At 62.2% G+C, this 13,809-nt stretch carries 12 protein-coding genes; 5 read left to right on the plus strand and 7 right to left on the minus strand.

Features of this window, described 5'->3' with window-relative positions:
* Positions 1 to 90: 90 nt before the first annotated feature.
* Both I8746_RS14600 and ubiA read left to right on the plus strand, forming a co-directional pair.
* Positions 91 to 648: a chorismate lyase gene (locus I8746_RS14600; protein ID WP_012054112.1), complete on the plus strand. Its 558-nt coding sequence runs from the start codon at positions 91 to 93 to the stop codon at positions 646 to 648.
* On the plus strand, positions 648 to 1,538 hold the full coding sequence (gene ubiA / locus I8746_RS14605; protein WP_004575206.1) for a 4-hydroxybenzoate octaprenyltransferase: 891 nt from the start codon (positions 648 to 650) through the stop codon (positions 1,536 to 1,538). Before I8746_RS14600 ends, ubiA begins: the two co-directional genes overlap by 1 nt.
* A gap of 118 nt (positions 1,539 to 1,656) precedes the next feature.
* Here ubiA and I8746_RS14610 read toward each other — a convergent pair whose 3' ends face one another.
* Positions 1,657 to 2,028, minus strand: coding sequence for a hypothetical protein (locus I8746_RS14610; protein ID WP_012054113.1), 372 nt, complete (start codon positions 2,026 to 2,028; stop codon positions 1,657 to 1,659).
* Between the two features lie 173 nt (positions 2,029 to 2,201).
* Here I8746_RS14610 and phoB point away from each other — a divergent pair, with 173 nt between their 5' ends.
* From phoB to I8746_RS14625, 3 genes are all read left to right on the plus strand, one after another.
* Positions 2,202 to 2,891 (plus strand): phosphate regulon transcriptional regulator PhoB, encoded by a 690-nt coding sequence (phoB, locus tag I8746_RS14615; protein ID WP_003253341.1) that lies wholly within the window; start codon positions 2,202 to 2,204, stop codon positions 2,889 to 2,891.
* A 48-nt stretch (positions 2,892 to 2,939) separates the two neighbouring features.
* Positions 2,940 to 4,247: a phosphate regulon sensor histidine kinase PhoR gene (gene phoR, locus I8746_RS14620; RefSeq protein ID WP_003253338.1), complete on the plus strand. Its 1,308-nt coding sequence runs from the start codon at positions 2,940 to 2,942 to the stop codon at positions 4,245 to 4,247.
* 173 nt (positions 4,248 to 4,420) lie between these two features.
* Positions 4,421 to 5,761 carry a hemolysin family protein gene (locus tag I8746_RS14625; RefSeq protein ID WP_003253336.1) on the plus strand — a complete coding sequence of 447 codons (1,341 nt, stop codon included), beginning with the start codon at positions 4,421 to 4,423 and terminating at the stop codon, positions 5,759 to 5,761.
* 120 nt (positions 5,762 to 5,881) lie between these two features.
* Here the strand turns inward: I8746_RS14625 and I8746_RS14630 are convergent, their stop codons facing one another.
* The 6 genes from I8746_RS14630 to I8746_RS14655 all read right to left on the minus strand — a co-directional run bounded on the left by I8746_RS14630 (position 5,882) and on the right by I8746_RS14655 (position 13,733).
* Positions 5,882 to 6,778 (minus strand): peptidoglycan DD-metalloendopeptidase family protein, encoded by an 897-nt coding sequence (locus tag I8746_RS14630; RefSeq protein WP_003253334.1) that lies wholly within the window; start codon positions 6,776 to 6,778, stop codon positions 5,882 to 5,884.
* A gap of 146 nt (positions 6,779 to 6,924) precedes the next feature.
* The gene (locus I8746_RS14635) at positions 6,925 to 7,815 is read right to left on the minus strand and encodes a response regulator (RefSeq protein WP_221100773.1); all 891 of its coding nucleotides are present in this window, start codon (positions 7,813 to 7,815) and stop codon (positions 6,925 to 6,927) included.
* Positions 7,816 to 7,978: 163 nt separating this feature from the next.
* Positions 7,979 to 8,749 (minus strand): phosphate signaling complex protein PhoU, encoded by a 771-nt coding sequence (gene phoU, locus I8746_RS14640; protein ID WP_003253329.1) that lies wholly within the window; start codon positions 8,747 to 8,749, stop codon positions 7,979 to 7,981.
* Between the two features lie 101 nt (positions 8,750 to 8,850).
* Positions 8,851 to 9,684 carry a phosphate ABC transporter ATP-binding protein PstB gene (gene pstB / locus I8746_RS14645; protein WP_003253327.1) on the minus strand — a complete coding sequence of 278 codons (834 nt, stop codon included), beginning with the start codon at positions 9,682 to 9,684 and terminating at the stop codon, positions 8,851 to 8,853.
* A 72-nt stretch (positions 9,685 to 9,756) separates the two neighbouring features.
* Positions 9,757 to 11,373 carry a phosphate ABC transporter permease PstA gene (gene pstA, locus I8746_RS14650; RefSeq protein WP_178085893.1) on the minus strand — a complete coding sequence of 539 codons (1,617 nt, stop codon included), beginning with the start codon at positions 11,371 to 11,373 and terminating at the stop codon, positions 9,757 to 9,759.
* A gap of 71 nt (positions 11,374 to 11,444) precedes the next feature.
* Positions 11,445 to 13,733: an ABC transporter permease subunit gene (locus I8746_RS14655; protein ID WP_221100774.1), complete on the minus strand. Its 2,289-nt coding sequence runs from the start codon at positions 13,731 to 13,733 to the stop codon at positions 11,445 to 11,447.
* Between the last annotated feature and the right edge of the window lie 76 nt (positions 13,734 to 13,809).

The following is a 13,809-nucleotide window of genomic DNA, read 5'->3' on the forward strand; positions in this document are numbered from 1 at the left end:
GCTTTGTAGCGGCCCTGCCGGCAGTATGCAAGCAGTTGGGGCAATCATGCTAAGCTCGCCGCCTCTCTGGCTGTAACAAAGCATACCGACGTGTCGTACGAATCCCCGCAAGCAGCCGCTGTCGCGTGGCTGCCGTATTCACAGCTGGCGACCGACATCGACCAGCCCACCCTTGACTGGCTGTTCGACGAGGGCTCGCTGACCCGCCGCCTGACCCGTCTGTCCATCGATCACTTTTCCGTCACCCCGCTGTTCGAGGGCTGGCAGCCGCTGCGCGATGACGAATGCCAAGCGCTGGGCATCGCTGCTGGCGCCGAAGGCTGGGTGCGCGAAGTGTACCTGCGCGGCCATGGCCAACCTTGGGTATTCGCCCGCAGCGTGGCCAGCCGCAGCGCCCTGGAACGTGGCGGTCTGGACCTGGAATCCTTGGGCAGCCGCTCGCTGGGCGAGCTGCTGTTCTGCGACCAGGCGTTCATCCGTCATCCACTCGAAGTGTGCACTTATCCACAGGCCTGGCTGCCGTCCGAAGCTGCACATGCGGCGCTGTGGGGCCGCCGCTCGCGCTTCGAGCGCAACGGCCTGGACCTGCTGGTGGCAGAGGTGTTTCTGCCGGCATTGTGGCAAGCGGCCAAGGAGGAAAACCGCTGATGTACCTGCAACTGCTCAAGTCGCTCAACCGCCTGCATCCACGGGCCTGGGACTTCGTCCAGCTCAGCCGCATGGACCGGCCGATAGGCATCTACCTGCTGTTGTGGCCGACCCTGTCGGCAGTGTGGATTGCCGGCAATGGGTCACCCACCCTGGCCAATGTGCTCATCTTCGGCCTTGGTGTGGTGCTGATGCGCGCCGCCGGCTGCTGCATCAACGACTTTGCCGACCGCAAGGTTGACGGCCATGTCAAGCGGACCGCCGACCGCCCCCTGGCCAGTGGCCGGGTGCGGCCACGCGAGGCGCTGACACTGTTCGCGATTCTGGTCGGGGTGAGTTTCCTGCTGGTGCTGTGCACCAACAGCCGCACCGTCTGGCTGTCGTTCGGGGCGGTGGCCTTGGCGTTCTGCTACCCGTTCATGAAGCGCTACACCTACTACCCGCAGGTGGTGCTGGGGGCGGCGTATTCGTGGGGCATTCCCATGGCTTTCACAGCCGCTGGCGGTGAATTGCCGGCCGGCGCCTGGCTGCTGTATATCGCCAACCTGCTGTGGACGGTAGGCTACGACACCTACTACGCCATGGTCGACCGCGATGACGACCTGAAGATTGGCGTGAAGTCCACTGCGATCCTGTTCGGCGACGCTGATCGCAGCATCATCCTGACCCTGCAGTTGCTGTCGCTGGGCTGCCTGTTGCTGGCCGGTAGTCGCTTCGACCTGGGTGGCTGGTTCCACCTTGGGTTGCTGGGTGCGGCGGCGTGCTTTGCCTGGGAATACTGGTCAACGCGCAAGCTGGACCGGGAATCGTGCTTCAAGGCATTTCTGCACAACCACTGGGCGGGGATGCTGGTGTTTATCGGAGTTGTACTGGATTACGCGTTGCGCTGAGTAGTTTGGGGCTGCTGCGCAGCCCATCGCGATACAAGGCCCCACACATTGCTCGGCGTACGTCGAACCATGTGTGTGGCCTTGTGTCGCGATGGGCCGCACAGCGGCCCCGGCTATCTCAAGGCTTGGCAACGTGCCAGACGTCTTTCATGCCGTCACCGGTCATGTCACCGGCCTTCTTGTCCTTGATGAAGGTATACAGCGGCTTGCCGTCGTAAGCCCACTGCATCGAACCGTCGTCACGCTCTACATGGGTCCATTTATCCTTCGGTGCTTCGTCTTCTTTCTTGACCATCAACGGTGGCCAGTTCTTGGCGCACTCGCCATTGCACATCGACTTGCCACCCGCATCCTTGTCAAAGGTGTACAGGGTCATGCCGGCCTCATCGACCCACTTGCCATCCTTCTCCATGGCATGGTGGGCCAACGCCACCCCCGGGAGCGCCAACGCAGTGAAAAGGGCCATCCAGCTCAGCGTATGTCGTGTCATTGGATTCACCATTGTTTCGGGGGGAAATGAGTTCGGGTTGCCATTAAAGCGGCCCTCTGTAGCCTAGTTCAGTCACGGAATGTCGCCAGAACGGCCAACACCCTGTCACACAGCTGCAATAATTCCGTTATCTAATGCGGGCCAAGACACCGAATCCAGGAGAGGTTTTGAGCATGGTAGGCAGGAACATTCTGATCGTCGACGACGAAGCGCCCATTCGCGAGATGATCGCCGTTGCCCTGGAAATGGCCGGCTATGACTGCCTGGAAGCGGAAAACTCCCAACAGGCACACGCGATCATCGTCGACCGCAAACCGGACCTGATCCTGCTCGACTGGATGCTGCCGGGCACCTCCGGCATCGAGCTGGCCCGCCGCCTGAAGCGCGACGAACTGACCGGCGATATCCCGATCATCATGCTCACCGCCAAGGGTGAAGAGGACAACAAGATCCAGGGCCTGGAAGTGGGCGCCGACGACTACATCACCAAGCCGTTCTCGCCGCGTGAACTGGTAGCGCGACTGAAAGCCGTGCTGCGCCGCACGGGTCCGAGCGACAGCGAGGCGCCGATCGAGGTCGGCGGCCTGCTGCTCGACCCGATCAGCCACCGTGTGACCATCGACGGCAAGCCGGCCGAGATGGGCCCTACCGAATACCGCCTGCTGCAGTTTTTCATGACCCACCAGGAGCGCGCCTACACCCGAGGCCAATTGCTGGACCAGGTGTGGGGCGGCAACGTCTACGTCGAGGAACGTACCGTCGACGTGCACATCCGTCGCCTGCGCAAGGCGCTGGGTGAAGCTTACGAGAATCTGGTACAAACCGTCCGGGGCACTGGCTACCGCTTCTCGACCAAGAGCTGATCGAGCTCTGGAGCGCCAAGCTGCACATCGTTGTACAAGGATCGTCAATTGAACCAGAACTGGCATGCAACCCTGATTCGCCATCTGCTGTTGCTGATTACCGTCTGCCTGATCGGCGGGCTGGTCAGCGGCTACTATGGCTGGAGCCTGGCCATTGGCCTGGCGCTCTATCTGGGCTGGACCCTCAAGCAACTGCTGCGCTTGCACGACTGGCTGCGCAATCACCAACCCGACGAAGCACCGCCCGATGGCTACGGCCTGTGGGGCGAGGTATTCGATAGCATCTACCACCTGCAACGCCGCGACCAGCGCGTACGGGGCCGCCTGCAGGCAGTGATCGACCGGGTGCAGGAGTCCACTGCTGCGCTGCGTGACGCGGTGATCATGCTCGACAGCGACGGCAACCTGGAATGGTGGAACCGCGCCGCCGAGACCCTCCTGGGCTTCAAGACCCCACAGGACGGCGGCCAGCAAGTGACCAATCTGGTGCGCCATCCGCTCTTCAAAGAGTACTTCGAGGCAGAAAACTACCTCGAACCGCTGGAAATCCCGTCGCCAATCAATGACCGCATGCGTGTGCAGTTGCACATCACCCGCTACGGCAACAATGAACACCTGATGCTGGTGCGCGATGTCACCCGTATTCACCAGCTGGAACAGATGCGCAAGGACTTCGTCGCCAACGTGTCTCACGAGCTGCGCACGCCGCTGACGGTAATCACCGGCTACCTGGAAACCCTGCTGGACAACGTCGAGGACGTGAACCCGCGGTGGAGCCGCGCCCTGCAGCAAATGAGCCAGCAAGGCTCGCGCATGCAAACCCTGCTCAACGATTTGTTGCTACTGGCCAAACTGGAAGCCACCGATTACCCATCGGACAACCAGCCGGTGGCGGTCGATGCCCTGCTCGCCGCCATCAAGAACGACGCCCAGGCCCTGTCCGGGCCGCGCAACCAGCGCATCAGCCTGGAAGCTGCGCCTGGCGTCAAGCTGAAGGGCAGCGAGTCGGAATTGCGCAGTGCCTTTTCCAATCTGGTGTTCAATGCAGTCAAGTACACCCAGGACGAAGGCAGCATCCGCATCCGCTGGTGGGCCGATGCCCAGGGCGCACACCTGTCGGTGCAGGACTCGGGGGTGGGCATCGATGCCAAGCACTTGCCACGCCTGACCGAGCGCTTCTACCGGGTAGACTCCAGCCGTGCATCGAATACCGGCGGTACCGGGCTGGGGCTCGCAATCGTCAAGCATGTGCTGATGCGCCACCGGGGCAAGCTGGAAATCAGCAGTGTACCGGGGCATGGCAGCACCTTTACCTGTCACTTTGCGCCAGCACAATTGGCCAACGAAAAGGCTTGAGATTGAGGCTGCTGCGCGGGCCTTCGCGGGCATGCCTGCTCCCACAGGGACTGCAATGAGTCCGCTGCCCTTTGCTTTTACGGCCCCAGCCGCTACATTGGATCCCCTGTGCCAGCAAAAGCTGGCACTTTTTTTCTCTCTATCTCAAAGACGGACCCCGTAAAAACTCCATCATGGACCCTTCCTCTGGCATTAGCCTCACCTCGTTATTCGCCGACTTCGGCATGATCATCTTTGCCTTCCTGCTGGTGCTGCTCAACGGCTTCTTCGTTGCCGCGGAGTTCGCCATGGTCAAGCTGCGCGCTACACGCGTAGAGGCCATCGCCGAAAAGCACGGCTGGCGTGGCAACATCCTGCGCAAGGTTCACAACCAGCTCGACGCCTACCTGTCGGCCTGCCAATTGGGCATCACCCTCGCCTCGCTGGGCCTGGGCTGGGTGGGTGAGCCCGCCTTCGCCCACCTGCTGGAACCATTGCTGGCCTATTTCGGCGTGGACAGCGCCGAGCTGGTCAAGGCGATCTCGTTCTTCGTCGCCTTCTTCGTCATCTCGTACCTGCACATCGTGGTCGGCGAGCTGGCCCCCAAGTCCTGGGCTATCCGTAAGCCAGAGCTGCTGTCGCTGTGGACCGCCGTGCCGCTTTACCTGTTCTACTGGGCGATGTACCCGGCCATCTACCTGCTCAATGCCAGCGCCAATACCATCCTGCGTATTGCCGGCCAGGGCGAGCCTGGCCCGCACCACGAGCACCACTACAGCCGCGAAGAACTTAAGCTGATCCTGCACTCCAGCCGTGGCCAGGACCCAAGCGACCAAGGCATGCGCGTGCTGGCCTCGGCCGTGGAAATGGGCGAGCTGGAAGTGGTCGACTGGGCCAACTCGCGTGAGGACATGATCAGCATCGACGCCCATGCGCCTCTGAAGCAGATCCTGGCCCTGGTGCGCCGCCACAAGTTCAGCCGCTACCCGGTGTACGACGCCGAGCGCGAAGAATTCACCGGCCTGCTGCACATCAAGGACCTGCTGCTGGAGCTGGCTGAGCTGGAGCACTTGCCGGAGACCATTGACCTGGAAGACCTTGCCCGGCCACTCGAACGCGTGTCGCGGCACATGCCGCTGGCCCAGTTGCTGGAGCAGTTCCGTAAGGGCGGCGCGCACTTCGTGTTGGTCGAGGAAGCCGATGGCAAGGTGATCGGCTACCTGACCATGGAAGACGTGCTGGAAGTGCTGGTGGGCGACATCCAGGACGAGCACCGCAAGACCGAGCGTGGCATTCTCGCCTACCAGCCGGGCAAGCTGCTGGTGCGCGGCGACACCCCACTGTTCAAGGTCGAACGCCTGCTGGGTATCGACCTTGACCACATCGAGGCCGAAACCCTGGCCGGGTTGATCTACGAGACGCTCAAGCGCGTGCCGGAAGAAGAGGAAGTGCTGGAAGTCGAAGGGCTGCGCATCATCATCAAGAAGATGAAAGGGCCCAAGATCGTACTGGCCAAGGTGCTGAAGCTGGATTGATGGCCAAGGGGCTGCTGCGCAGCCCATCGCGACGCAAGGCCGCTCCCACAGCTACAGCACCTGCCTCTGGCTATGTGGGGCCTTGTGTCGCGAAAGGCCTGCGAAGCAGGCCCGGCAATCTCAAGGGTTGCCGGCAGTGAAATCCGGCATCCCGCTGATCGGCCTGTCGAAGCGGTAAGGTATCGACTCCAGCGCCAACCCCACATTGCGCTGCACCACAAAATGCAGGTGCGGCCCAGTGCTGTTGCCGGTATTGCCCGACTTGGCCAGCATCTGGCCCTGCCGTACCCGTTGCCCCTCCGCCACCATCACCGAACCACGCATCAGGTGAAGGTAGACGCCCATGGTGCCGTCCGGGTGCAAAATCCTGACAAAGTTACCCGAGGGGTTGGGGCCGCGCCCGCTCTGGCTGTTCTGCGTCTTCACCACCACCCCTTCCCGCGCCGCGATGATGGGTGTGCCTTCGGGCATGGCGATATCCATGGCGTAGCGCCCTCGGGGCCCAAAATGACTGACACGGCCATTGGGGCCCTGAGTGACGCGGAACGGCCCGCCAATCCACGGGAACGCATAGCGGAAGCCTAGCGGCCGTTTGCCCGGATCACCCATGGCCTGCAGCAGGGTCGAACGGTAGTTCAGCAGCAGCCCGGGCCGCCCCCTGAGCACACTGAGCATCTGCGTGGTGCGCGGCGGCAGCAGCCGGCGCACGATACGCGGGGCATCACCGCCTTGTGCGTTGACCAGGTTGTCCAGCCGCAACTCTACCTCTACCGGCACATGCAGCTCGTTTCGTGCCGAAAAGCTCACGCCACCGTCGAAGGTTTTCGCGTTCAGCAGTACCTGGCCTTCGAGCGTTTCGACCATGGGCTCGAGCAACACCAAGGGCTTGGCGCCGGGGCCAGGGCGGTCGGAATAGGAGACGACACCGGAATCGTCAGTGATCTTGTAGAGCGTCACGCCCTGGCTCGACGCCGAGGCCATGAGCAATGCACAGAACAGCAGCAGGCGCGCGGGCATGATAGTGGCTTTTTGACAGTTATGATCTGTCGAAGCCTAGCAGCGGGTTTTACGGTAGGTATTGCAGTTGGTCGGATGGGGCAACTCGGGCTTGGGCAGGAGCACCCGTGTGCTGCTCCTGCCCAAAGCATGACGCGGGGCCGGGGTCAGGCACCGGGGGTGAAGTGCTTCTGCGCAGTGCCGCGGGCAATCAACCGAGACAGGTAGTCGAGCTTCTGGGCATCCTGGTCGACAAACTTGAACGTCAACTGCAACCAGTCGCTGTCAGGTTTTGGCTCCAGCGCCGCCACCGCATGCAGGTAGCCGTTCAGGCGAGCGACTTCGGCACTTTCGCCCTGCTCCAGGTCCAGCACCGCACCTTCCAGCACCTGTGGCAGCACTTCGCTGCGGCGTACCACCAGCAGTGCCTCTTTCAGGCTCAACGCCTTGATCACGCATGGCTGCATGCCACTGGCCAGGCGCAGCTGGCCCTGGCCACGGCCGCTCGGCGCGGGGGCAGCAGGTGCGGGTGCGGGTGCGGCGACCAAAGGCTTGGCCGGTACCGGCGCCGCCACCTTGACCGCTTCGGGCTTGCCCGCCGTCAGCGCGTTCAACGAATCGTTGGCAAACGCCGGGTTGGCTCGCGCCGGGCCGATGGCCATCAGGCTGTCGAGCTTACCGATCTTGGTCAGGGCTTTCTTTACCTTGGTCAGCAGTTGCTCGTTGGTGAACGGCTTGCCTACAAAATCGGAAACGCCCGCCTGGATCGCCTGAATGACGTTTTCCTTGTCGCCACGGCTGGTCACCATGATGAACTGCAGGTTCTTCAGTGCAGGCTGCTGACGGCACCAGGTCAGCAGTTCCAGGCCTGACATTTCCGGCATTTCCCAGTCGCAGAGGACCAGATCGAACGCTTCCTTGCCGAGCATGGCCATGGCCTTGCGACCGTTGACCGCGTCGTCGATGGCCATACCCGGGAAGGCGTTGCGCAGACACTTGCGGACCAGATCACGGATAAACGGGGCGTCATCCACGACCAGCACATTCACTTTACTCATCGATACTCCTTATGAATCCCGACTAGCCTACTGCCAAATGATGGCCATTTGCTACAACCTGGTCACGCCGGGACTTCTTCACATCGTTCGCGGGTGCCTGCCGGCTCTCGACCGCAAACGAAAACGCCCGGCCAAGGCCGGGCGTCGATGCTCGGGAGCAACCTTACTTATCGTCAGATTCACCCGGAACATTAGCCTTTTCGCCGTTGGCGACAGCAGTGCCCTGCACTTCTGCCGTCATGCGCTTGAGGCCCATGTGGCGCACGTCGGTACCGCGCACCAGGTAGATCACCAGTTCGGAGATGTTGCGCGCATGGTCGCCAATACGCTCCAGCGAGCGCAGCACCCAGATCACGCTCAGCACCCGCGAGATAGAGCGCGGGTCTTCCATCATGTAGGTCACCAGCTCACGCAGCGCGGTCTTGTATTCGCGGTCGATGGTCTTGTCGTACTGGGCCACCGACAGCGCCAGGTCGGCGTCGAAGCGGGCAAAGGCGTCCAGCGCATCCCGGACCATGTTGCGCACCTGGTCGCCAATGTGGCGCACCTCGACATAACCACGCGGCGACTCGCCCTCTTCGCACAGCTGGATGGCGCGGCGGGCGATCTTGGTCGACTCGTCACCGATGCGTTCCAGGTCGATCACCGACTTGGAAATGCTGATGATCAGGCGCAGGTCCGAGGCCGCTGGCTGACGGCGGGCGAGGATGCGCAAGCACTCCTCGTCGATGTTGCGCTCCATCTGGTTGATCTGCTCGTCAACCTCGCGCACCTGCTGGGCCAAACCAGAGTCGGCTTCGATCAGCGCGGTAACCGCGTCGTTGACCTGCTTTTCCACCAGCCCGCCCATGGCCAGCAGGTGGCTGCGCACCTCTTCCAGCTCGGCGTTGAACTGCTGGGAAATGTGATGGGTAAGGCTTTCTTTGTTGATCATCGTTTTGTCCTTTGGTAGCGCGGCCCTGTAGGAGCGGGTTCACCCGCAAACACCGGCAACGCCGGTGCCAGACACCGAGGTGCCTGTTTCGCGAGCGGCGCTTAGCCGTAGCGACCGGTGATGTAGTCTTCGGTCTGCTTCTTCGCCGGGTTGGTGAACAGGGTATCGGTATCCCCGAATTCGACCAGTTTGCCCATGTACATGAACGCGGTGTAATCCGAAACACGCGCCGCTTGCTGCATGTTGTGGGTCACGATGACGATGGTGTACTTGGATTTCAATTCATAGATCAGTTCTTCGACCTTCAAGGTCGAGATCGGGTCCAGCGCCGAGCACGGTTCGTCAAGCAGCAGCACCTCCGGCTCCACGGCAATGGTGCGGGCGATGACCAGACGCTGCTGCTGGCCACCGGACAGGCCCAGCGCCGACTCGTGCAGGCGGTCCTTGACCTCGTCCCACAAGGCCGCGCCCTTCAACGCCCACTCGACGGCTTCATCAAGCACGCGCTTCTTGTTGATGCCCTGGATGCGCAGGCCGTAGACCACGTTCTCGTAGATGGTCTTGGGGAACGGGTTCGGCTTCTGGAACACCATGCCCACACGCCGGCGCAGTTCGGCAACGTCTTCACCCTTGCGGTAGATGTTGTTGCCGTACAGGTTGATGGCACCTTCCACACGGCAACCGTCAACCAGGTCGTTCATCCGGTTGAAAGTGCGCAGCAGGGTCGACTTGCCGCAGCCGGATGGGCCGATGAAGGCGGTCACACGCTGCTTCGGGATGTTCATCTGCACGTCGAACAGCGCTTGCTTGTCGCCATAGAACAGGCTCAGGCCCGGCACTTCGATGGCCACGGTTTCTTCAGCCATTCGCAGGCTTTGTTTGTTGCGGCCCAGGGCAGACATGTCGATGCCATGGGTGTGGGAATCTTGCTGCATGGTCAACTCCATACGCTATCAAGTCGTTTCAAAGGGCCGCCCGGCTTAAGGGCGGCACGCTTGCAATCAGGGTCAGCCGTCCAGTGCCTTGTACTTCTCGCGCAGGTGGTTGCGAATCCACACGGCAGAGAGGTTGAGGGTCGCGATCACCAGCACCAGCAGCAGCGCAGTGGCATAAACCAGCGGCCGCGCAGCTTCGACGTTCGGGCTCTGGAAGCCGACGTCATAGATGTGGAAGCCCAGGTGCATGATCTTCTGGTCCAGGTGCAGGTACGGGTAGTTACCATCCACCGGCAGTGACGGCGCCAGCTTCACCACACCTACCAGCATCAGCGGCGCCACTTCGCCGGCGGCACGGGCCACGGCGAGGATCATGCCAGTCATCATGGCCGGGCTGGCCATGGGCAGGACGATTTTCCACAGGGTCTCGGCCTTGGTTGCGCCCAACGCCAGCGAGCCCTCACGCACGGTGCGCGGAATTCGCGCCAGGCCTTCTTCGGTGGCCACGATCACCACCGGCACCGCCAGCAATGCCAGGGTCAGCGATGCCCACAGCAGGCCCGGGGTGCCCAGGGTCGGCGCCGGCAGCGCTTCGGGGAAGAACAGGCGGTCGATCGAGCCGCCCAGCACATAGACGAAGAAGCCCAGACCGAACACACCGTAGACGATCGCAGGAACACCGGCCAGGTTGTTCACCGCAATGCGGATAAGCCGGGTGACCGGGCCCTGCCTGGCGTATTCACGCAAGTACACGGCAGCCAGCACGCCAAACGGGGTAACGATCACGGCCATGATCAGGGTCATCATCACGGTACCGAAGATGGCCGGGAAGATACCGCCCTCGGTGTTGGCTTCACGCGGGTCGTCGCTGAGGAACTCCCAGACCTTGCCGAAGTAGGTGCCCAACTTGGTGAACGCCGACATGCCGTTCGGCTGGACAGCATGCACTACCTTGCTCAGGTTGATTTCCACTTCACGGCCGTTGCCATCCCGGGCCACCAGGCTGTCGCGGGAAAAAGCCTGGTGCAGGCCGGTCAGGCGGTCTTCGATGGCCTTGTAGCGGCTGTTCAGTTCGGCACGGTCGGCGTCCATGTCGGCCTGGGCGGCGGCGTCCAGCTTGCCGTCCAGCTCCAGCTTGCGTGCTTGCAGGCGCAGGCGCTCAAGGCCATGGTTGATGGCACCGATGTCCTTCTTCTCCAACTGCTGCAGCTCGCTGTTGAGCTGGTTGGCACGCTTGAGGCGGGCCTGCAGTTCGCTCCAGGCAGTGGGGCCTTCGGCAACCACGCGGCCTTGTTCCTTGACGCTGACCAGGTAGCCATAGAAGTTGCCCCACTCGCGGCGCTCAAGGGCCATCAAGTCAGCCGGGCGCTGTTCGTCGACCAGCCAGTCGCCGACCACCCAGGTAAAGTCGCTGCCATTGAGGTCGCGGTTACCCACCTTGATCAGCTCGCGGGTCATGAACTCCGGCCCCTGGTCAGGCACTGGCAGGCCAGCCCCCTTCAGACGAGCACGGGGTACTTCCTCCTTCTGCACCACTTCGCCAATGACAACGTGATCGGCCTGGCCCGGCACCTTGTAGGTGGCCTGGACAAGATCGGCTGGCCAGAAGTGGCCCAGGCCGCGCACGGCGATCACCGCCAGCAGGCCGACGGTCATGATCACGGCCATGGCCACCGCGCCGCCGCTCATCCAGACGCCTGGGGCGCCGCTCTTGAACCAGCCTTTGAGGGAATCCTTTTTCACGGATCGCTACCTTTCTATCAAAGCGACGAGTATTTCTTGCGCAGACGCTGGCGAATCAGCTCGGCCAAGGTGTTCATGATGAAGGTGAACATCAGCAGCACCAGGGCGGCCAGGAACAGCACGCGATAGTGGCTGCCACCGACTTCCGATTCCGGCATTTCCACAGCCACGTTGGCGGCCAGGGTGCGCATGCCCTCGAACAGGTTCATCTCCATCACCGGCGTGTTGCCGGTAGCCATCAGCACGATCATGGTCTCGCCTACCGCACGGCCCAAGCCGATCATCAACGCCGAGAAGATGCCCGGGCTGGCGGTGAGGATGACCACGCGAGTCAGGGTCTGCCAAGGCGTCGCGCCCAGTGCCAGCGAGCCCAGGGTCAGACTGCGCGGCACACTGAACACGGCATCTTCGGCAATCGAGTAGATGTTCGGGATGACCGCGAAGCCCATGGCGATACCGACTACCAGGGCGTTGCGCTGGTCGTAGGTGATGCCTAAATCGTTGGTGATCCACAGGCGCATGTCGCCGCCGAAGAACCAGCTTTCCAGGTGCGGGCTCATGGTCAGGGCGAACCAGCCGGTGAACAGGATGACCGGAATCAGGATCGCCGCTTCCCAACCATCCGGTACACGCAGGCGGATCGACTCCGGCAGCCGGCTCCAGAAGAAGCCGGCCAGCAGGATACCGATCGGCATCAGCAGGAACAGGCTGAACACACCGGGCAGGTGGCCTTCCAGGTACGGGGCCAGGAACAGGCCGGCGAAGAAGCCGAGGATCACCGTCGGCATCGCTTCCATCAGCTCGATCACCGGCTTGACCTTGCGGCGCATGCGCGGGGCCATGAAGTAGGCGGTGTAGATGGCTGCGGCAATGGCCAGCGGTGCGGCCAGGATCATGGCGTAGAACGCGGCCTTCAGGGTTCCGAAGGTCAGCGGCGACAGGCTCAGTTTGGGCTCGAAGTCAGTGTTCGACGCGGTCGATTGCCAGACGTACTTCGGCTCGTCGTAGTTCTCGTACCACACCTTGCCCCACAGCGCGCTGAACGAAACTTCCGGGTGCGGGTTGCGCAGGCTAAACGGCAACAACTTGCCGCCTTCTTCGATGATGATGCGGTTGGCGCGTGGCGACAGGGCCAGCGTGCCAGGGCCTTCGGCAGCCGGCTTTACCAGCAGGGTTCGGTGTGCAGTGCTGTGGAACACGCCCAGTTTGCCTTCGGCGTCGAGGGCGATGAAGCCCTTGCGGCGCTCTTCGGCGTCGATCTGCACGATCGGCGCCTTGCCCATCTGGAAGGTACGGATCTGCTTGAAGCGCGATTCGCCATCCGGGTCGCGGGCCATGAACCACTGGGCCAGCCCGCCCTTGGAGTCACCGATGATCAGCGAAATGCCGCCAACCAGCTGGGCCGTGGCAGTAATTTCGGTGTCGGCGCTATCAGACAACTTGTAACGGCCGTTGAGGCTCTTGTCGCGCAGGCTGAACACATCGGCCGTGGCACGGCCGTTGATCACGTACAGCCAGTGCTGGCGTGGGTCGATGAAGATATTCTTCACCGTCTCGGTCATTTGCGGCAGTTCGATGCGGTTCTGCTCGGTGGTGACCTCTTCGGTCATCATGTTTTCCGTGCGGGTCAGCTCGACCACCTGCAGGTGAGCACCGGTAGAGCCGGCCAGCAGCAGGGTGTCGCCGTTGACGTTGACGCTGACGTGGTCCAGCGCACGCCCCTGCTCGTCGAGCACGAACGATTGCTCGCCGTACGGGTAGTCGATGCCAGGGGTGATGGTTTTCTTGTTGTCCGGGTAGGTGATCTTGTAGGTGTGCTGGAAAACCAGCGCCTGGCCATTGGACAGGCCCAGCACCACCAGCGCGCTACCCGGCTGGTCAGTACTGATGGACGTGACCTGGGTGTCCGCCGGCACTGCCAGATCGACACGCTTGAGTTCGTTACCGGTCTTGGTATCGAAGAACAATGCCTGGCCCTTGTCCGAAACACGCATCCCCACCTGATTCTGCTCTTCAAGCGCGATCATCAGTGGCTTACCGGCATCCTGCTGCAGCCATGTCGGCTCCAGGGCTTTCTTGCTGGTCAGCTCGGCGCCCTGGAACAGTGGCAACACCACATAAGCCAGGTAGAAGAAGATCAACGTGATTGCCGCCAATACGGCAAGCCCGCCTACCAGCACATACCAGCGGGTCAGGCGGTCCTTGAGCGCGCGCATGCGGCGCTTGCGTTGCAACTCGGGCGTATTGAAATCAATGCGCACGGGCTGGGAGTTTTGGGTCATGTTGGAATTGGCCAGATCATTCATGCGCACACCCTAGCGGTCCCGTGTGACAAAAACATTACAAAGTGGTGACGCGCGAAAGCCCGCCGCACAGGGAACC

The organism is Pseudomonas sp. USTB-Z, from assembly GCF_019691255.1.
Taxonomy (GTDB): Bacteria; Pseudomonadota; Gammaproteobacteria; order Pseudomonadales; family Pseudomonadaceae; genus Aquipseudomonas; species Aquipseudomonas alloputida.